General features: G+C 69.7%; 16 protein-coding genes. 11 read left to right on the forward strand and 5 right to left on the reverse strand.

The window, feature by feature from the left end; translation table 11 throughout:
• Window positions 1-41: 41 nt before the first annotated feature.
• From FSY98_RS13805 to FSY98_RS13830, 6 genes are all read left to right on the forward strand, one after another.
• Window positions 42-2078 (forward strand): acyltransferase family protein, encoded by a 2037-nt coding sequence (locus FSY98_RS13805; protein WP_186307694.1) that lies wholly within the window; start codon window positions 42-44, stop codon window positions 2076-2078.
• Between the two features lie 88 nt (window positions 2079-2166).
• Window positions 2167-3303, forward strand: a complete 1137-nt coding sequence (glf, locus tag FSY98_RS13810; protein ID WP_144877221.1) for a UDP-galactopyranose mutase — start codon at window positions 2167-2169, stop codon at window positions 3301-3303.
• 11 nt (window positions 3304-3314) lie between these two features.
• Window positions 3315-5219, forward strand: a complete 1905-nt coding sequence (locus tag FSY98_RS13815; protein WP_186307695.1) for a glycosyltransferase — start codon at window positions 3315-3317, stop codon at window positions 5217-5219.
• A gap of 48 nt (window positions 5220-5267) precedes the next feature.
• Window positions 5268-6059 carry an ABC transporter permease gene (locus FSY98_RS13820; protein WP_144877223.1) on the forward strand — a complete coding sequence of 264 codons (792 nt, stop codon included), beginning with the start codon at window positions 5268-5270 and terminating at the stop codon, window positions 6057-6059.
• The gene (locus tag FSY98_RS13825; RefSeq protein WP_144877224.1) at window positions 6059-6793 is read left to right on the forward strand and encodes an ABC transporter ATP-binding protein; all 735 of its coding nucleotides are present in this window, start codon (window positions 6059-6061) and stop codon (window positions 6791-6793) included. Before FSY98_RS13820 ends, FSY98_RS13825 begins: the two co-directional genes overlap by 1 nt.
• A 98-nt stretch (window positions 6794-6891) precedes the next feature.
• Entirely contained in the window at window positions 6892-8070 is a 1179-nt protein-coding gene (locus FSY98_RS13830; protein ID WP_144877225.1) for a polysaccharide pyruvyl transferase family protein, read from the forward strand.
• A gap of 32 nt (window positions 8071-8102) precedes the next feature.
• Here the strand turns inward: FSY98_RS13830 and FSY98_RS13835 are convergent, their stop codons facing one another.
• The 4 genes from FSY98_RS13835 to FSY98_RS13850 all read right to left on the reverse strand — a co-directional run bounded on the left by FSY98_RS13835 (window position 8103) and on the right by FSY98_RS13850 (window position 12484).
• Window positions 8103-8717: a hypothetical protein gene (locus FSY98_RS13835; protein ID WP_144877226.1), complete on the reverse strand. Its 615-nt coding sequence runs from the start codon at window positions 8715-8717 to the stop codon at window positions 8103-8105.
• Window positions 8718-8719: 2 nt separating this feature from the next.
• The gene (locus FSY98_RS13840) at window positions 8720-9676 is read right to left on the reverse strand and encodes a glycosyltransferase family 2 protein (protein ID WP_144877227.1); all 957 of its coding nucleotides are present in this window, start codon (window positions 9674-9676) and stop codon (window positions 8720-8722) included.
• A gap of 97 nt (window positions 9677-9773) precedes the next feature.
• Complete coding sequence (locus FSY98_RS13845) at window positions 9774-11072, reverse strand: O-antigen ligase family protein (protein ID WP_144877228.1); 1299 nt, start codon at window positions 11070-11072, stop codon at window positions 9774-9776.
• Window positions 11069-12484, reverse strand: a complete 1416-nt coding sequence (locus FSY98_RS13850; RefSeq protein WP_144877229.1) for an O-antigen ligase — start codon at window positions 12482-12484, stop codon at window positions 11069-11071. Before FSY98_RS13850 ends, FSY98_RS13845 begins: the two co-directional genes overlap by 4 nt.
• 100 nt (window positions 12485-12584) lie before the next feature.
• Between FSY98_RS13850 and manA the strand changes: the two genes are divergently transcribed.
• From manA to FSY98_RS13870, 4 genes are all read left to right on the forward strand, one after another.
• Entirely contained in the window at window positions 12585-13727 is a 1143-nt protein-coding gene (manA, locus tag FSY98_RS13855) for a mannose-6-phosphate isomerase, class I (protein WP_144877230.1), read from the forward strand.
• 157 nt (window positions 13728-13884) lie between these two features.
• Window positions 13885-14202 carry a WhiB family transcriptional regulator gene (locus FSY98_RS13860; protein ID WP_144877231.1) on the forward strand — a complete coding sequence of 106 codons (318 nt, stop codon included), beginning with the start codon at window positions 13885-13887 and terminating at the stop codon, window positions 14200-14202.
• 71 nt (window positions 14203-14273) lie between these two features.
• Window positions 14274-17411 (forward strand): glycosyltransferase, encoded by a 3138-nt coding sequence (locus FSY98_RS13865; RefSeq protein WP_144877232.1) that lies wholly within the window; start codon window positions 14274-14276, stop codon window positions 17409-17411.
• The gene (locus FSY98_RS13870; protein ID WP_144877233.1) at window positions 17408-18787 is read left to right on the forward strand and encodes a DUF5719 family protein; all 1380 of its coding nucleotides are present in this window, start codon (window positions 17408-17410) and stop codon (window positions 18785-18787) included. Before FSY98_RS13865 ends, FSY98_RS13870 begins: the two co-directional genes overlap by 4 nt.
• Before the next feature lie 83 nt (window positions 18788-18870).
• Here the strand turns inward: FSY98_RS13870 and FSY98_RS13875 are convergent, their stop codons facing one another.
• Window positions 18871-19212: a metallopeptidase family protein gene (locus FSY98_RS13875; RefSeq protein WP_144877747.1), complete on the reverse strand. Its 342-nt coding sequence runs from the start codon at window positions 19210-19212 to the stop codon at window positions 18871-18873.
• A 158-nt stretch (window positions 19213-19370) separates the two neighbouring features.
• Between FSY98_RS13875 and FSY98_RS13880 the strand changes: the two genes are divergently transcribed.
• Window positions 19371-19577, forward strand: coding sequence for a DUF3499 family protein (locus FSY98_RS13880; protein WP_144877234.1), 207 nt, complete (start codon window positions 19371-19373; stop codon window positions 19575-19577).
• Window positions 19578-19634 lie beyond the last annotated feature (57 nt).

Below are 19634 nucleotides of genomic sequence, written 5' to 3' on the forward strand. Positions count from 1 at the left end.
GGACCCGCATCCGCCAGCCGACTTCGAACGAGGTGTCCGGGGTGACCACGACGCACTCGACCGCGCCCGTGTCGGGGCTGCGCCACCGGAGCGACATCGACGGTCTGCGGACCGTGGCCATCGTCCTCGTAGTGGTCTACCACGTGTGGTTCGGCCGCGTCTCGGGCGGCGTGGACGTGTTCCTCATGATCTCGGCCTTCCTGCTGACCGCGTCCCTGACGCGTCGTGCGGCCGACGGGACGCCCCTCGCGCTCGCGTCCTTCTGGAGCAGGCGCTTCCGACGACTGGTACCGGCCGCGGCCGTCACCATGCTCGGAATCCTCGCCGCCGCCCTCGCGTTCATGCCCCCGACGCAATGGCCGCGCATCTGGTCGGAGACCCTCGCGAGCCTCTTCTACGTCGAGAACTGGCACCTCGCGCTCGCGGAGGTCGACTACTACGCGCGCGACAGCGCGGAGACGAGTCCGCTGCAGCACTTCTGGTCGCTGTCGGTGCAGGGGCAGGTCTTCCTCCTCTGGCCGGCGCTGATCGCCATCGTCGCCGTCGTGCTGCGTCACCGGCGACACCTCGTGCGCCCCGTGCTCGGCGCGGTCTTCGCCCTCATCTTCATCTGGTCGCTGTGGTTCTCGATCACCGAGACGAGGGACGCGCAGGCGTTCGCCTACTTCGACACCCGGACGAGGCTGTGGGAGTTCGCCGCCGGTTCGCTGGTGGCGCTCGCGCTGCCCTACCTGCGACCGACGCGTCTCGTCGGTGCGGTCCTGGGGTGGGGCGGTCTCATCGGCATCGTGCTGTGCGGCATCGTGCTCGACGTCCGCGGGGGCTTCCCCGGCTACCTGGCGCTGTGGCCCGTGCTCTGCACCGCTGCCGTGATCGTCTCGGGTAACACGCAGAGCCGGCTGGGACCCGCTCGTCTGCTCTCGTCGCGGCCGTTGACGGTCCTCACGCCTGACGCCTACGCGCTGTACCTGGTGCACTGGCCGATCCTCGTCTTCTGGATGGCGGTGGCGGATACTGACCGCGTCGGTCCGCTCTCCGGTCTCGCCATCGTCGCGCTCTCGCTCGTCGCCGCGCGGCTGCTGTCGCGGGGTGTGGAGCAGCCCCTAATGCGGGGTTCCGCACGCCCCGGCCGGGGCACGGCGGTGCGGGGGATCGCGCTGGTCGCGGCATCCGTCGTCGTGGTCGCGGGAGTCACCGGGGGATGGCGCTGGATCGAGCAGTCGCGCACGCAGCAGCTCGCGTCAGCCGCCGCCGATGCCGACTACCCGGGCGCCGCGCAGGTCGAGGTGCCGTTCGAGATCGCGAGCGCGGATCTGCCGCTGCTGCCGGCGCCGACCGCGCTCGACGGCGAGTGGGAGGCGGTCGGACCGGCGTGCGAAGGGCTGCTCGCACCGTCCGAGTCGGTCCTCGAGGGCACCTGCAACCAGAGCCCCGACGCGGATGTCGCCGGGATGCGGATCCTCGTGATCGGGGATTCTCACGCGCAGCAGCTGGCCGCCCCGCTCATCGCCCTGTCGGAGGATCGGGATCTCGCCGTCATCACGCTGCTCCAGGGCGGATGCACCGTGGGCGTGCTCGAGGAGTCTCGCAGCGGCTCGATGGACTCGTGCGAGCCCTGGGTGCGCGCCGCCCTTCGGTACGCGGCCGAGATCGAACCGGACGCGGTGTACACCGTGCTCACGCGGGCCGACGCCGAGCAGCCCGAACGACTGCTGCACGGCGTCGACCAGGCGATCGACGCCTTCGCCGAAGCGGACATCCCCGTGATCGGCATCCGCGACAATCCCCGTTTCTCGTTCGACATGTACGCCTGCGCCATCGACGAATCACGGACGTGCGACGTGTCGCGAGACGACGTGCTGGCTCCTGACAATCCCGCGGCGGCGCTCTCCGATGCGGTGACCGTCGTGGACTTCACTCCCTGGCTGTGCCCGTGGGACGTCTGTCACGCGACCATCGGCAACATCGCCGTGTACATCGACGACAACCACCTGTCGCGCAGCTACGCGCGCACTCTGGCCCCTTTCCTCGACGGGATACTGGCCGAATCGCACAGGGTGGCCCTGCCCTCAGCATGATCTCAACACGCGCCAGCTAAAATGAGGGGACGCGTGCCTCGTCGGCTCGTCTCGTCATCGTGTCGCTCAGCATCAGGAAAGTTGCATCATGGATCTCCTCGTCGTCGGGTCGGGCTTCTTCGGACTCACCATCGCAGAACGCGCGGCCGCCGCAGGCCGGAAGGTCACCGTGATCGACCGGCGCTCGCACATCGGGGGCAACGCCTACAGCGAGAACGAGCCCGAGACCGGCATCGAGGTCCACCGGTACGGCGCGCACCTCTTCCACACGTCGAACCCGACGGTGTGGGAGTACGTCAACCGCTTCACGACCTTCACGAACTACGTGCACCGGGTCTACACGAACCACGACGGCGTCGTGTACCCGCTGCCCATCAACCTGGGCACCATCAACCAGTTCTTCCGCGCAGCGCACTCGCCCGACGAGGCCCGCGACCTGATCACCGAGCTCGCCGGCGAGTTCGACCCGAAGTCCGCGCAGAACCTCGAAGAACGGGGCATCGGGCTCATCGGACGTCCGTTGTACGAGGCCTTCATCCGCGACTACACCGCGAAGCAGTGGCAGACCGACCCGAAGGACCTCCCCGCGGAGATCATCAGCCGACTGCCTGTGCGCTACACCTACGACAACCGCTACTTCAACGACAAGTGGGAGGGCCTGCCCACCGAGGGCTACACGGCCTGGATCGAGCGCATGGCCGATCACGAGAACATCGAGGTGAAACTCGACGTCGACTTCTTCGACGACTCGCAGCCTCTGAGCAAGAGCGCCACCGTCGGACAGGTCCCGATCGTCTACACCGGGCCGGTCGACCGCTACTTCGACTACGCCGAGGGCGAGCTGTCCTGGCGGACCCTCGACTTCGAGGAGGAGGTCCTCTCCACCGGCGACTTCCAGGGCACGCCGGTGATGAACTACGCGGACGCTGGTGTCCCGTACACGCGCATCCACGAGTTCCGTCACTTCCACCCCGAGCGGGAGGACCGGTACCCCAAGGACAAGACGGTGATCATGCGCGAGTTCTCGCGTTTCGCCACCAAGGACGACGAGCCCTACTACCCGGTCAACACCCCGAGCGACCGCAGCGGACTCCTCGCCTACCGCGAGCTGACCAAGGGGGAGCAGGACGTGCACTTCGGTGGACGCCTCGGCACCTACCAGTACCTCGACATGCACATGGCCATCGGGTCGGCGCTGTCGATGTGGAACAACGACCTCGCCTGATGGGACACGCTATGAGCGACATTGAGACCGATCGATTCGTCACCGTCAACCACACCGTGTTCCCGACCGAGGGCGTCGCCGAGGTGTCGGCGCTGTACGTCGACACCGGGACGGGCGACGGATCGCAGCCCGGGCAGTCGTACGAGATCGTCGATCGGCGCAGCATCAAGGTCTACGCGCACCACCGGGTGTCGCTGAGCACCTACTTCAACGCGTTCCCGGCCAGCTACTGGCAGCACGGCACCACGGTGCGCTCCGTGCGGCTCGTCGCGACGGTCGAGGGCCAGGGGCTCATCTCCGTCTACAAGTCGAGCGCCCGCGGTCGGGCGTCGGCTCTGGCGTCCAAGCAGTTCACCGACGAGACGGTGACCTTCGATCTGCCGATCGCGTCGTTCATCGACGGCGGCTCGTACTGGTTCGACATTGCCGCCGGGAAGTCCGACGTCACGCTCCGGCAGGCGGAATGGCAGGCCGAGGCGCCCGAGGGATGGACGCCCGGCAAGACGACCGTCGGCATCACGACCTTCAACCGCCCTACGTACTGCCTCAATCAGATCATTGCTGTGGGCCAGAACGAGCACGTGCACGAGGTGCTCGACCGCGTGATCGTCGTCGATCAGGGGACCGATCTGGTCTCCGACCAGCCCGGATTCGCCGATGCCGCCGCGCGGCTCGGCGACAAGCTCGAGGTGCTCCGGCAGCCCAACCTCGGCGGCTCCGGAGGATTCTCTCGCGCGATGCTCGAGTCCCTCTCCTCAGAGGAGAGCCGCTACGTCCTCCTCCTCGACGACGACGCCATCTCGGAGCCCGAGGCGATCGTGCGCGCGGTGCGGTTCGGCGACTTCGCGGTGACGCCGACCATCGTCGGCGGAGGGATGCTGCATCTCGACGACCGATCCGTGCTGTACACGCAGGGCGAGGTCTGGGATCAGCGCAAGTCGTGGATGCGCCCCTCGGGTGCCAGCGAGTACGACCACGACTTCGCCGAGGAGCCGCTGCGCGACACCCCTGAACTGCACCGGTACCTGGGCGCGGACTTCAACGGGTGGTGGATGTGCCTCATCCCGACGGCGATCCTCCGTGAGATCGGGCTCTCGCTCCCGGTCTTCCTAAAGTTCGACGACGTGGAGTACTCGCTGCGCGCCCGCGAGCACGGGTACCCCACCGTCTGCCTCCCGGGTGTGGCCGTGTGGCACATGGCCTGGCACGACAAGGACCCCACGCGCACATGGGAGGAGTACTTCATCCACCGGAACCGGGTGGTGACCGGGCTGCTGCGATCGCACGTGTCGAACGGCGGCATCCTGCCCCTGCACTCGTTCCTCGGCGACGTCAAGCTGCTGTTCATGCTGCAGTACTCCGCGGTTCGCCTGCGGCACGAGGCGCTGCGCGACGTGATGCGGGGTCCGGCCGCGCTCCCGGCGATGCTGCCCACCAAGCAGGGCGAGATCAGGCAGCTCCGCACCCAGTACATCGACTCCGAGGTCGTTGCGGATCTGTCCGCCCTGCCGCCGATCCGACGCTCGTCGGTCGCCATCCTCGGAGGAGTCCGGAAGCCGACCAATCCGATCGCGGCGCTGCTCCTCGCGGCGCGCGTCGGCGTGCGTCAGCTCGTCATCAAGCAGTCCGCGGGCAGCCGTCGCAATCCGGAGCGGATCATCTCGGCGCAGGACATCAACTGGTGGCGCTTCGCCGACATCGACTCGGCCCTCGTCACATCGCCCGACGGGAACGGCGTCGCCTGGTACCAGCGCGATCGGACGATCATGCACCGATTCCTGTGGCGGAGCATCCGTCTGAACCTCGCCCTCGCTCGCCGGTGGAAGAGCCTGTCCGCGGAGTACGCGGACGGCACCCCCGCGATCACCTCGCCAGAGCGGTGGCGAGAGGCGTTCGACAGTGTGCGGACCGACTGACCGCCGCTCGTCCCCGGCCCGCTCGGCGGGCCGGGGCGAGAGAGTGTCATGACGGTCTCGACGGTCGGTGCACGGGGGACGCCGCGCCGCTACCTGCATTCGCTGTGGCTGCTCTCGGCGCGCGACCTCCGCGTCCGCTACGCGACGAGTTCGCTCGGCTACCTGTGGTCCGTGCTTGATCCGCTCGTGATGAGCGGGATCTACTGGTTCGTGTTCACGCAGGTCTTCCATCGCAGTGTGGGGGAGGACCCCTACATCGTGTTCCTCATCGTCGCCCTGCTGCCGTGGGTGTGGTTCAACGCCTCGGTGGGTGATTTCACCCGAGCGTTCATCAAGGACGCCCGGCTCGTGCGGTCGACGGCGATACCCCGGTCGATCTGGGTCAACCGGATCGTCCTCAGCAAGGGGATCGAGTTCCTGTTCTCGATTCCCGTCCTCATCCTCTTCGCCGTGTTCAGCGGTGCAGAGGTCTCCTGGGGTCTGCTCTGGTTCCCCGTGGCCGTCGTCATGCAGACTGCTCTCCTCGTCGGTCTCGGGCTCCTCGTCGCGCCGCTGTGCGTGCTCTACACCGATCTGGAGCGCACCACTGCGCTGGTCCTCCGCGCCATGTTCTACGCATCGCCGGTCATCTACAGCTTCCGCGACCTTCCGGATCCGATCCACATGATCGGCGCCTTCAACCCGTTGGCGGGGATCTTCACGCTGTATCGCATCGGGTTCTTCCCCGACCTGTGGGATCCGATCCCCATCCTCATCAGCGCGGTGATGTGCGCGGGCATCCTCGCTGTCGGCATCTGGACGTTCGGCAAGCTCGAACGACCCGTCCTGAAGGAGCTGTGATGCAACCAGCGATCGAGGCCTCCGGACTCGGGGTGCGCTTCCGCCGCAACCGTCGGGGCCGTCGCAACATCAAGGACCTGTTCGGCGGGTCGTCGCGGCGGTCGCGTCCGAACGAGTTCTGGCCGCTCCGCGACGTCACCTTCACCGTGTCGGCCGGAGAGTCGATCGGCGTGGTCGGACGCAACGGGCAGGGGAAATCGACACTGCTGCGCATCGTCGCGGGCGTGCTGCTGCCGGACGAGGGTGCGGTCGCCGTCCACGGGGGAGTAGCGCCGCTGATAGAGATCACGGGCGGGTTCGTCGGCGACCTCACGGTCGCGGAGAACGTGCGGCTCACGGCCGGTCTGCACGGCATGGGTAAGCAGGAGATCGCGAGGCGGTACGACCAGATCATCGCGTTCGCCGAGCTGGCCGGATTCGAGGACACACCGTACAAGCACCTCTCCAACGGAATGAAGGTCCGCCTCGCGTTCTCGGTGGTGTCGCAGCTCGATGAGCCGATCCTCCTCGTCGACGAGGTGCTGGCCGTGGGCGACAAGGCGTTTCGGGAGAAGTGCTACGCGCGCATCGACGAGCTCCTCGCCGACGGACGCACGCTCTTCTTCGTGAGCCACAACGAGCGCGACCTGCGCCGGTTCTGCACCCGCGGCCTGTATCTCGACCGCGGGACTCTCGCGCTCGACGGGCCGATCGGCGAGGTCCTCGACCGCTACAACGCCGACCACACCCGCTGATCCCGGCCGTCACTCCGGTACCAGCCGATAGGGTGGGCGGGACAGCGCGTTCACCCGGCCGCGCTGACGATGACCCTCCCGAGGCGGTCGTTCCTGCTATGCCCTCTTTTCCCGTCCCCTCGCGGACGCGCCTTCGGCGTGCCGCGTCAGCGCTCTTCGCGCCATCGCGCGAACCCGTCTACCTCGTGTCAGCCGGCGGGCAGCCGAACTTCGGCGACGAGTTCATCACGCGATCCTGGCTGGACTGGCTCGCCGAGAACCAGCCGGAGCGCGAGGTCTGGCTCGACACGATCGAGCCGGGGCGCGCCGCGCACCTCTTCCACGACACGCATCCGCGGCTGCGGACGACGAACACCCTGTGGCACCTCGCCCACACGGGACCTCGCGAGATCGAACCGGCCGAGGCACGAGTGCGGAATCTGATCCACGAACTGGGCACCCCTCGGTACGACCTCGGTCTGCGCGACCTCCGGCGGATGGAGTCCATCCATCTGCTCGGGGGCGGCTACATCAACGAGATCTGGCCCGAGAACTTCGGGATCATCGCGGCGATGACCACGCTCCGCGCGGATTTCGGAGTCCGCATCTTCGCGACCGGCCAGGGCTTCATGCCGGTGAGCGGTGGCATTCGCGACCGCCTCGCCGCGCACCTGGCCGATTTCGATCACGTCGACGCGCGTGACGCCTCCAGCGCCGAGGCCCTCGGCGTCGAACTGGGGACCGACGACGCGTTCCTCTCCTTCGCGAATCAGCGTGAGCTCTACGCCCCCGCGGATGACCTCCCCGATGCGATGGTGCTGATCCAGGGCGACATGTTCGAGGGTGAGGGCGAGCCGGCGCTCAGGACCCTCGTGTCGGACTTCGTCGGGCGACGGTCGCAGAGGACGGTCGGGTTCGCGGAGGCGATCCCGCCCGACGACGTGCGCTACGCGGAGCCCTTCGTCGCGGACGGGGCGCCCTTCTATCCGTTCATCCGGATGTGGGACGACGGTTTCCCCGCGAAGCCCGGCCAGGAGTGGCTCACCTCCCGATTCCACTTCCATCTGCTTGCAGCGGCCGCGGGGGCGACGGGAAGCGTCGTGAATGCGCGACAGGGGTACTACGACGTCAAGCACGGCCTGCTCACAGAGCTCGGCACGGGGTGGTCGGTGCACGATGCGGTGGAGGGTGCATTCGAAACCACGCCAACGGGCGACCCGCAGTTCGGAGCGACGGCACGTCGCCTCGGCGAGAGTCGGGCGGCACTTGCGGCCCGCCTTTACGCGTCGACTCCCTGAGCTGACGGAGCGACGGCGCTCAGCGGCCGAGCTCAGGCACCGGTGACGGCGCGCAGCTCGCGGAGTGCGCCACGCGCCGCCTCGACCGCGGCCGGTACGCCGGAGTCGGCGCCGACGGCGGAGCGCAGGTCCTCGAGCCGCGCGGCGTAGTCGTCGAGAGCAGCTCTCCACTCGGCCTCGATCGAGGCGGGGGCCGGGTTGTCGGCCAGACGCTGCACGTCGCCGCGCAGGGAGTCCACATAGCCCGCCGCCTCCTGGCCCGAGGTCTCGCTGACGAGTCCCAGACCCGTCTGCGCATCATCGAGGAGGGCCTGCACGCGGCCACGGAACACCTCGATGTCAGGATCGGCGGGCGGCGGCGGGGTCGTGACCGGGGTCTGCGACGGCTCGGGCTCGGCGGTCGGCTCCTCGCTCGGCGACGGTGTGGGCGTGGCCGATGCGGATACCGACGGCGAGGGAGAGGGAGAGTTCGAGGCCGTGGCGTCGGGCCCCGGGGCACCGCCGCGTGGAAGCAGCATGAAGAGCAGCACCGCGGCGACGACGAGGGCTGCGACGACGAGACCGACGATCAACCAGACGCGTCCGGCGTTGCGCGGCTTCTGCTCGAGGGGACCCCACTGCAGGTCGGGCTGGTGCTCGTCGCTCACGTTCAGTCCTCCAGAGGGGGCATCGGCTGCCAGGAGCGGTCGCGGCTCAGTCGACCGCCTTCCTTCAGCCCGCGGAAAAGGTTGCTCGTGCCGCGCACTGTACGTTCGACGAAGAGCAGCCGGATGAGCTCCTTCGCGAAGGTCATCGCGGTGCCGAGGCCGAAGAGCACCGGGTTGTAGTTGTCGTGCGCGCGGTAGTACTTCTTCAGGTACGCGCGATTGCGCATGATGTAGAACCGGTAGGCGTCGCTCGACGCGTTCATGTGGCGGATGCCCATGTCCCACTGCTTGATCTCGCGGGTGCGTCGCAGCACGAACTCGTCGACGATGACGGCCGTCGTCTTCCGCGACGCGAGCCAGCCGTACATCTGGTCATCCCAGTAGATGAAGAACCGGGGGTCGGGCAGGCCGATCTGCGCCACGATCGAGCGGTGGATGAACATGCCCTCGAAGCATCCGCTGTTCATCTCCTTGAATCCGGAGGCGTCGAACCCCGAGGGAGCGAACGGGATCGGGATGCCCATGCGCTCGGCGATCCGGTACTGCCAGTAGAACTCGCTGCCGTCGTAGTCGTAGCGTCGGCCCTGGATGCTCTTGAAGCGCGATGCCCATTTGCCCATCTTCGCGAGCCCGTCGGTGATGACCTCGACGTCGTCGTCCATCATCCAGATCCACTCGGAACCGAGCTCGTACGCGGTCCGCATGCCCTCGCTGAACCCGCCGGAACCGCCGGTGTTGGTCTCGAGCCGTCGGTACACGATCTCCGTGCCGACCCGAGGCCGGAACGACTCGACGACGTCCGTGGTGTCGTCGGACGACGCGTTGTCGATGATCACGACGCGGCCGGGCTGCGGGTCCATCGCCGTGATGCTCTCGAGGAGCCCGGTGAGGAGGTGCGAGCGGTTGTAGGTGACGATGACGATCGTGGCCGACGCCGGGTCGAAGGGGACGTGTGTCACGAGTGAGGTTCTCCGGGAGGTGTGTTCTCGCAGGGCGCCGCGAGCACCCCCAGCCTACCGGGCCGCGTCGGGAAACCCCCGAGGGCGCAGCGCGGGGTCACCGCTCGGGGTGCAGGGTCGGGATCGCGCCGGTGTGGGCCGCGTCGATGTTCTCCCGCCACGAACGGGACTGACCGGCGCGCAGGGCGCAGAGGACCAGCAGGAACCAGCCGGCCCCCTCGACCGTGAAGCTCTCGAACATCGAGTCGACCGCGAGCGTCACGAGCATGAGCGGCGTCCATGCGTAGACGACCGACCGGCGCGCGCTCGCGACCAGCCACGAGCGGACGAGGGCGACCCCGCCGAGCAGGAGGAAGAGGACGAGTCCGGCCCACCCGAGCTGCAGCATCACGTCGAAGTACGCGTTCAGCGCGCTCTGGTGCCGATCGTCGAGGAGGAAGTTGATGTAGGTGAACGGGAACTCGCCGCGCGACCAGGGTCCGAACCAGCCCCACCCCTGGATGGGCGTGAGCGAGACGAAATCGAGGATCGTGTTCCACAGCGTCGCGCGGATCGAGAAGTCCGAACCGGCGTCGAGAAGCCGGATGATCGCGTGGCGCAGGATGAAAGCTGCGACCAAGGCGAGTGCGACCAGCACGCCGAGCACCCACTGCACCAGGCCCCGGCGCTCGCGAGGAGTGTGCCGGACGATCATGAGGGCGACGGCGCTGACGCCGACGGCGACCGCGAGGACGATGACGGTCGGGGAGGAGGAGAGGAAGGCGAGCAGCGCCGCGAGAGCGATGGACGGGATCGCCAGAGGTGCGGTGACCGACTGCGAGCGCCATTCGATCACGAAGGTGATGAGCGCGATCACCGCGATGAAGCCGAGCATGTTCCGGCTTCCGAACAGGCCCTGGATCGGTCCGCCGAGCGCCAGATTCCCCTGGATGCCGAGGAAGCCGAACGGCATGTCGAGCAGGATGCCCGACAGGATCTCCGTCGCGAGGGAGACGACGAGCAGGCCGCGCAGGGTGTCGCCCAGCGCGCGGACGGTCTGCAGCGTGTCCCGCACGTGGCCGACGGTGATGGCCAGGAAGGCGAATCCGAACAGCGCCATCCACCCGAACGCGGTATCCGTCTTGTCCGTCGTCCACACCAGGCTCAGGAGCGCCCAGGCGAGGAACGCGAGCAGCGACGACGGCGCGAGACGCAAGGGCGACAGCTCCTCGCGGCGCACCCACAGGATGCCGGCACCGATGGCGCACAGCACCGCGACGATGGTCGCCAGTGTCACCCTGGACGTGAGGCTCTCGATCGTGAACGACGCGAACACCGCGGTCAGCACCGCGATGGTGAACGCTCTGGCGAACTGCGAGGACCCGAGCAGGTCGGCCAGTCGCCGTTCGGACGTCACGGAACCCGCCGCGCTCTCTCGCCGTGCTCGATCACGCGATCGCGTTCTCCGACACCGACGAGGGGGACGGACTTGATCTTGAAGGTGAGCACCACCAGGAGCATCCAGCCCCACAGCATGATCGGGGTGGACTCGGTGAGTCCCTGCACCAGCAGCACGACGGTGAACAGGCTGGGCAGGAGCGTGAGCGGCGAGTAGTCGCGGGTGGCGGTGAGGTCCCACCGCGGGCGATCGACGGCGAAGAACCAGGAGCGCCACAGCAGGCTCAGGTAGGCGAGCGCCATCAGCACCAGGCCGAGCACCCCGAGCTGCATCAGCACGTCGAGCCACATGTTGTGGGCGTGGAAGACGGTGATCCCGTGGTCGACGATCCACTCGTCGAATGCCGGGTCGAACGGCACCCACGGACTCGAGAAGCCGTTGCCGAAGAGCGGATGCTGGGCGACGCGCTCGAGCACCTTCTCCCAGATCTTGTCCGAGCGCCCGGTGAGGTCGGCGCTGCGGCCGAGCAGGCCGAGCAGCGGACCCCGGAGCAGCCACAGCGCGCCGGCGAGAACCGCGGCGCCGCCGATGAAGATCACGTAGAGACGCGTGCGGCCGCCGGGGGTCGTCGTCCGACGCATGAGCAGCGCGACGACGAGCACGACGGCCGCGGCTGCCGCGCAGGCGTACGCGGTGGCCGACCCCGCCCGCAGGAGGAAGTAGGCCGCGAGCAGCGACCACAGGGCGAGCGTCGTGCGCCACCGCGCCCTGGCGGCGAATCGCACGCCGAACGTGATGATGGCGAAGAGGCTGATGATCGCGAGGAGGTTGGAGTTGCCGACGATGCCCTGGATGCGCTCGCCGTCGAACAGGTTGCCGCGGACCCAGTACCAGTGCGCGTCGAGCTCACCATCCGGGCGGACGAAGAAGTTCGGGAGGATCGGGCCGTGCACGATCAGCGCCACCCACAGCTCGATCGCCAGGGACAGTCCGAGGATCCACTTGAAGGCCGAGGCGAGGGCGCGGACGATCTCGTTCCAGCTCAGGACGTGCGCGATGAAGAGGGCGTTCACGGTGACGCCGGCCAGCAGCGCCCAGGTGAGCAGAGTCGCCCCGCGCCACTGCGACCATGCCACCGACACGAGCGCCAGCACCGTGTACGCGGTCGCCGCCCACGGCAGACGTCGCCAGGCGAAGGGATGCGGACGACGTCGCGACACCATCGGGACGCCGATCGCCAGCGTCACGACGACGAAGGTCGCGAGCACGATGCCAGCCCCGAGCTCGCCGACGAAGTTGTAGACGGCGGAGTGGGCGAACGTGACGAACAGCACGACGATGATGTAGCCGCGCAACAGCAGATGCCCCGTCGACTCGCGTTCCGGTGCGCTGGGCGGAGCGGAGACCGGATGCTTCGTGTACTGCGCCATCGGGATCAGGCTACCGCGCGCGGTTGGACGCCGACCGGATGCGGTGCGCGGTCGCGTCGCCGAGTCGCTCGGCGACGCGTGCTCGCCCTACCCTGGTGACATGCTGCTCAGCCTCTCGAACGTCCCCCGCGATTACGCCTGGGGATCCACCGCACTCCTCGCCGAGCTCGAGGGTCGCGCACCCGCCTCGCAGCCCGAGGCCGAGGTCTGGTTCGGCGATCACCCCGGCGATCCCGCAGACGTCGTCGGCGGCGGCACGCTGGACTCCGTCACCGGCGGCACACTGCCGTACCTGCTCAAACTGCTCGCCGCTGCATCGCCGCTGTCGATCCAGGTGCATCCGACGCGCGAGCAGGCGCGCGACGGATGGAGCAGGGAGTCGGAGTTGGCGCAGGACGACCCGAGCCGCAACTATCGCGACGACAACCACAAGCCCGAGCTCATCGTGGCCCTGAGCGATCGCTTCGAGTCGCTCAGCGGCCTCCGCGACGTCCCCCTCACGCGCTCTCTTCTCGGGCAGCTCGGGGACGGCGCCGGTGTCTCCGCGCTGGTCGAGCGCCTGTCCGGCGACGGGGATGTCCTCCGCGACACGATCGGGTGGCTCCTCTCGGGCGACGCGCAGGCGGAGGTCGACGACGTCATCGCCGCGGTGCGCGCGGCGGCGGAATCCGCGACGGGGGAGTGGGGCGACACCCTGCGGGCGATCGCGGCGATCTCGCGCAGCTACCCCGGCGACCCCGGAGTGGTCGTGGCGCTCCTGATGAACTTCGTCGTGCTGAGGCGGGGTGAGGGCGTGTTCCTGCGTGCGGGCCTGCTGCACGCGTACGTGTCCGGTCTCGGCGTCGAGATCATGGCGGCGAGCGACAACGTCCTGCGCGGAGGTCTGACCCCCAAACGCATCGACGTGTCCGAGCTGCTGTCGATCCTCGACACCACAGCGGGCGAGGTGCCGGTGCTGCGCCCATCGGCGGCCGGCGGTCTGACGGCGTATGAGGTTCCCGTCGAGGACTTCGCTCTGCGGCGCGCCGAGCTCTCGGGCGAGCCCGTCGAGATCTCCGTGGACGGGCCGACCATGGTGCTCTCGACGGCGGGTGCGGTGGCGGTCGTCGCGGCGGACGGCACGAGGCACGAGGTACCCGTCGGCACGGTCGTCTTCGCGGATGCCGCGGAGGGGCGGGTCACGCTCTCCGGATCCGGGGAGGCCTTCATCGCGACGCCCGGTGTCTCGAGCGCGACGCCCTGATCCTCGACACGCCGATGCGACACGCCGACGGATCGTCATGAACCTTCAAGAGTTCGTTGAGGGTTTACGATCCGCGACTTGACCGGAGCGAATCACACGGGTGTAATTAGTGGTGCACGGCCCGCCGAGGGGGCGGAAAACAGGGTTGGAGATCGAGATGACGGGATACCGTTCGGACGTGCCGGACAACTGGTTCGTCGACCCGGTCAACCTCGGTGTTCCCGGGGTCCGCAAGGTCGAGGCCGACGATGACAACGCACTGGCATGGCAGACCGATGCGCTCTGCTCGCAGACGGATCCGGAGGCCTTCTTCCCCGAGAAGGGCGGATCGACCCGCGACGCCAAGCGCATCTGCACCTCCTGCGACGTGCGCGGCGAATGCCTCGAATATGCGCTCAACAACGACGAGCGATTCGGCATCTGGGGCGGACTCTCGGAGCGCGAGCGCCGGAAACTCAAGCGCCGCGCGAGCTGACCGGCGGGCTTGCGGCCACGCCGAACCCACTGCATCCGGTGGGCCGCGGGCCCGCTTAGGCTGACGACGTCATGCCAGCCCGAGTTCATGCCATCGTCGTGGCGCGCCCCGGTTCGTCCGCCCGCGCGCAGCTCCTGCACACGCTGGACGCGCTGCGTTCGCAGACTGCGCCGCCGGCGGCGATCACGCTGGTGATGTGCGGCGATGCGACGACTGCCCGCGAGAGCGGGACCGTCGCCGAGCTGGTCGAAGGGGTCATCGAGGCGCGCCAGAGCACCTCGTTCGCAGACGCGGTGGAGTTGGCGCGGCCGCGCATCGCCGAGGGCAGCGCTGTCTGGCTGCTGGCGCACGACACCGCGCCGCACCCCCGAGCCCTCGAGAGACTGGTCGGTGCGCTCGAGCGCTCTCCCTCCGCGGCCATCGCGGCTCCGAAGCTCGTGCTGACCGACAACGACCGCGAGATCGTGTCGCTGGGTGTGAGCATGACCGGCCTCGGCCGCTCCGTCGAACTGGCGGCGGGCGAGCTCGATCAGGGGCAGCACGACGGCCGAGAGGACGTCCTCGGTGCGGACATCCGCGGGATGCTGATCCGGTCGCAGGTCCGCAAGGCCCTGCGACCCGACCGTGCACTCGCCGGAGCCGACGAGGGGCTCGACCTCGGCGTCCGCGCCCGCCTCGGCGGCGGTCGCGTCGTCCTCGCGCCCTCCGCCCGGCTGTCCGTGTCGCCGGACGGTCCCGCCGCCCTTCCCACCGGGCGCGGCAGGCGAGCGTTCGCACAGCGGTTGGCTCAGCTGCACAGGCGCCTCGCGTACGCCCCCGCCGCCGCCGTGCCTCTGCACTGGCTGACGCTGCTTCCGCTCGCCCTGTGGAGATCCATCACCCACCTCATCGGCAAGCGCCCCGAGGCCGTCGCCCCCGAGTGGGCTGCGGCCGTCATGGCGATGGTGCGCGTGGGGGCCGTGTCGCGGTCACGCCGACGCATCCGTGAGTTCCGCACCGCGACATGGTCGAGCATCGCGCCGCTGCGCGTGACCGGCGCTGATCTTCGCAGACGTCTCGACGACGGCCACGGCAGCGAACGAGGCGTCGCGAACGAACTGCGCTTCTTCTCCGGCGGAGGTGCCTGGGCCGTGCTCGCGGCGCTGGTCGTCAGCGTCGCCGCGTTCACGATGCTGCTCGCCTGGCCGGTGCTCGGGGGAGGGGCGCTGCTGCCGCTGCGCACGACGGTCGCCGCGCTGTGGGCGGATGCCGCCTGGGGGCTGCGCGGCCTCGGGGTCGATGTCGTTGGGCCCGCCGATCCGTTCGCCGGCGTCATCGCGGTGCTCGGGTCGCTCTGGCCGGCGGGACCGTCCTTTGCGCTCGTGCTGCTCTGGGTGCTCGCGCTGCCGTTGGCCGTGCTGGGCGGATGGTTCGCCGCCACGCGGGTCACGGACCGCGCAGGTCTGCGAATCCTGGCGGGCATCGTGTGGGCGCTGGCGCCTGGGTTCCTCGCGGCGCTCGTCGAGGGGCGCCCCACGGGAGTCCTGGTCCATCTGCTCCTCCCATGGCTCTTCCACACCGCGATCGTCGCGCATCGCTCATGGGGGGCCGCCGGCGCGGCCTCTCTCGTCTTCGCCGCCGTCGCCGCATGCGCCCCGTCGCTCGTCCCGGCCATGCTCCTGCTCTGGCTGATCGCGGTCGGCATCAGCCTCGCAGGTGCACGGGTGCGCGGGGCGATCCGTCTGCTCTGGGTGCTCGTCCCCGCTACCGCGCTGTTCGCACCACTCGTCGTCTGGCAGCTGCGGCACGGGAGCCTGATCGCCCTGCTCGCAGACCCCGGCCTCGTCTCGGCCGGGCCTCAGGTCAGCGCCGATCCGGCGGGGCGGCTCGCACTCGCCTCAGGGTTCCCCTCGGCGGATCTCGGCGGCTGGGTGACGATCCTGGGTGCCGACGTCGCCCCGTGGATCGGTCTGCTGTTCGCCCCGCTCGCGCTCCTCGCCCTGATCGCCGCAGTCTCGCCGCGCTGGCGCGCAGGCATCATGTTGCTCGTCGTCGCATCCAGCGGCCTGGCGACGGCCTTCCTCGCGGTCGGCATCGCCGTCTCGTTCTCCGCAGGGACTCCGGTCGCCGTCTGGCCGGGCACGGGACTGAGTCTCGCCTGGCTCGGCATCCTCGGGGCGGCGCTGGTCACGCTCGACAGCGCGCTCTCGCTGCCCCGCCTGCGAGTGATCAGCGCCGCAGTCGCGGGCCTCGCCGTCGCGGTGTGCGCGGTCCCCGCGCTCGCCGCCTTCCACACGGGGCGCACGGCATTGACCGACGGCCCGGCGACCACGCTGCCCGCCTACATCGCCGCCCAGGCGGTCGACGACCGCCCTGTGGGCACCCTGGTGCTGACGCCGCGCGACGAAGGAGGACTCGCCGCCGAAGTCGCGTGGGGAGCGAGCGAGACGCTCGGAGCCCAGACGACGATGCTGTCCACCGCGACCGAGGTCCGCGGTCGGGACATCACCACGCTGGCCGTCGACCTGCTCTCGGCTCGCGACTTCGACGCGGCATCCGAGCTCGGCGAGTTCGGCATCTCGTACGTCCTCCTCGCGTCGGTCTCGGATGACCAGTCGGACCGCGCGAGAACGCTCGGGACCGCTGCGGTGACCGCGCTCGATCAGCGGGCGGGCTTCGTGCAGGCCGGCTCGACCGGTCGGGGCGTCCTCTACCGGCTCGAGGCCGACGCGGCGCCCCGCGACCCGCTCACCACCGGGCAGCAGGCGACCGCACGCCTCGTCATCACCATGCAGCTGGTGCTGCTCCTCGCGGCGCTGCTGCTGTCGATCCCGACGCGCGCTTCCCGACGCGCCGCACGAGCCACACCTCGGGTGGTCGGACTCGCACCCGAGGAGAGGTTGGTGCTGCCCCGTCACGCCGACGAGTTCGAGGGCCTGGGCGGACCGGCGGACCCGCGCCCACAGCAGGACGCCGCCGAGCGCGCCGCCGAGCGCGAGTCGGGTGAGACAGCGCCTGCTCGGCCCGGTGCGGGCGCACCAGGCGGGGAGGCCGCCGACAGCGACGGCGAACGGGCCGAGTCGGGCCCGGATGGTGCAGACGGCGGCGAGAATCGGCGGCGGTCCGCGGTCGACGAGCGGTCGGACGCAGACGGACAGGATGCCCCCGCCGGCGGCGCGACCGCGCAGGACGCCGACCACGACAGCGACCCCGAGGAGGGCAGGCGATGAGCGGCACCCGCGCCTTCAGAGTGGCGACGACCAGCGCGCGTGTCATCACGGGAGCGCTCGTCGCGGCCGCGTGCGTCGCGGGCACGGTGCTGGCCGTATCGGCGCCGTTGCCCACGATCTCTCACGAGCCGGCGCAGGCCGATGTCACACCCCTGCCCGGCGACACGGTCCTCGTATGCAACGGGGATTTCCGCGCGATCGGCCGCGACCCGATGAACTCGTCGGAGATGGTGTCCGCGGCGGCCCCGCGCTTCACGAGCGGCGGGACGGCCGGCACGCCCTCGTCGACCCCGATCACCGCCGAGGACCTCGTCGGAGCGGGCGAGGTGCGACGCCTCGTCGGCGAGGTGCAGGATCGCACCGCCCCGCTGATCGCCGGCTCCGAATCGTTCACGCTGGCCGAGGACGACCTGTACGGCTTCGCCGCTGCTCCCTGCCGCCCCGCCGGCAGCGAGTCGTGGCTGGTCGGCGGTTCCGTCGAGACCGGGGCGAAGGACGTCATCGTCCTCACGAACCCGGGCGCCGTGCCCTCGACGGTGTCGCTGTCGGTGTTCGGTACGACGCGCGGATCCACCTCGGTCATCGTGCCCGCGGGCTCGCAGTCCGCGCTGCCTCTGTCATCGATCGCGAGCGGGTCGGAGATACCGGTCGTCAAGGTCACCGCCACGGGCGCACCCGTCCGTGCCGTGCTGCAGTCCTCGCTGACGCGCACCCTCGACCCCGCCGGCGCTGACCTGCAGGACGCTGTCGCGGCGCCGCAGCGGCACCCCGTCATCCCCGGCGTCCAGGTGCTCCAGGCGCCGGCCGACGGCAGTGAGATGGCGGTGCTGCGGCTGATGTCGCCCGAGGTCGAGACGGAGGCCGTGGTGACGATGCGGGAGGTCGGCGAGTCCACTCCCGCGACGTCGCTGCCGGTCACGCTCGCGGCGGATCAGCCGACGGAGATCTCACTCGCGTCGGTTCCGGTGGGCGAGTACGTCGTCGACATCGAGGCTGAGTCTCCGGTGCTCGCCGGCGTCCGCGAGCAGGACGGGTCGGGGCCGCAGACGGATTTCGCCTGGCTGCTGCCCGCGCCCGAGTTCGACGACGACGTGGTCGTCGCGATCCCCGACGGGCCCGCACCGCGACTGGTGTTCGCGAACGACGAGGATCAGGATGCCGTCGTCGAGGTGGGCGTGCCGGGCGGAGAGACGTCATCGGTCACCGTCCCGGCGGGGTCATCCGTGTCGATCGACGTGGATCCCCGCACGGTGTACGCGTTGGCGCCGTCGGGCCCCGTGCACGCCTCCGTGCGGATGACGGCGGCCGGAGCGCTCGCCGGCTGGCCCGTGTGGCCGGAAGCAGGGGCGCAGCAGACCATCACCGTCTACCCCTGACCCCGCGGTTCCGCCGCTCAGATGCGGCTGCGCCGGCCGATGCGTAGGCGGCCGGGTGATGGAGGGTCTGCCGGCGATGCGACTCAGTGGTCGTGGCCGCCGAGGTCCCACGGCTCGCGGCCGACGTACTCCGCCGCGGCGCGGAAGACGGCGCTCTCGATGGACATGCGCCGGTGTGCGTTGTCGTCGTGCCCCGGCGGCAGGAGTCGCTCGATGGGGAGGCGGAACAGCACGATCCGACGGTTCTCGCGGTCGAGGTACCAGCGCGGAACCTCCCCGCCGCCGTCGAATCCCGGCATCGCGCCGATCTCGAAGCGCACGTCCTGCAGCTCGGGCCACGTGCCGCGGAGAAACTCCACAGCCGTGCCCACCGTGAGGTCGAAGCGGTCGATCCGTCCGTCCAGCGGGGCGAGCGGCGGGCGCACGACCTCGCTGCGGCCAAGGCGGCCGTGCCGTCCGTGACGCGCACCTCGTCGAGGGGCGGCGGACGAGCGGGACCTGCGGGGCATAGCGAAAGTCTAGGCCGAACGCCGCGCGGCGCGGCGTCGTCGCGCCGACCGGCCGCCGACGTACGCTGACGGGGATGGACGGAAGACTCTGCTCGAAGGTCGGCTGCGCGCGTGAAGCCGTGGCGACGCTCACCTACGACTACGGCGACCAGATGGCGGCGCTCGGTCCGCTGGGCATCGCGAATCATCCGCACGCGCATGATCTGTGCTCTCCGCACGCCGAGCGACTCTCGGTCCCCGCCGGGTGGCTCGTCGTGCGCCACGAGGCCCTTCGCGCCTGAACCGACATACTCCCGAGAACACGCCGAACGCTCGGGCAGCCGGCGCGCTTCCCGCCC

This window comes from Microbacterium sp. 1.5R (assembly GCF_007667425.1).
Classification (GTDB): domain Bacteria; phylum Actinomycetota; class Actinomycetes; order Actinomycetales; family Microbacteriaceae; genus Microbacterium.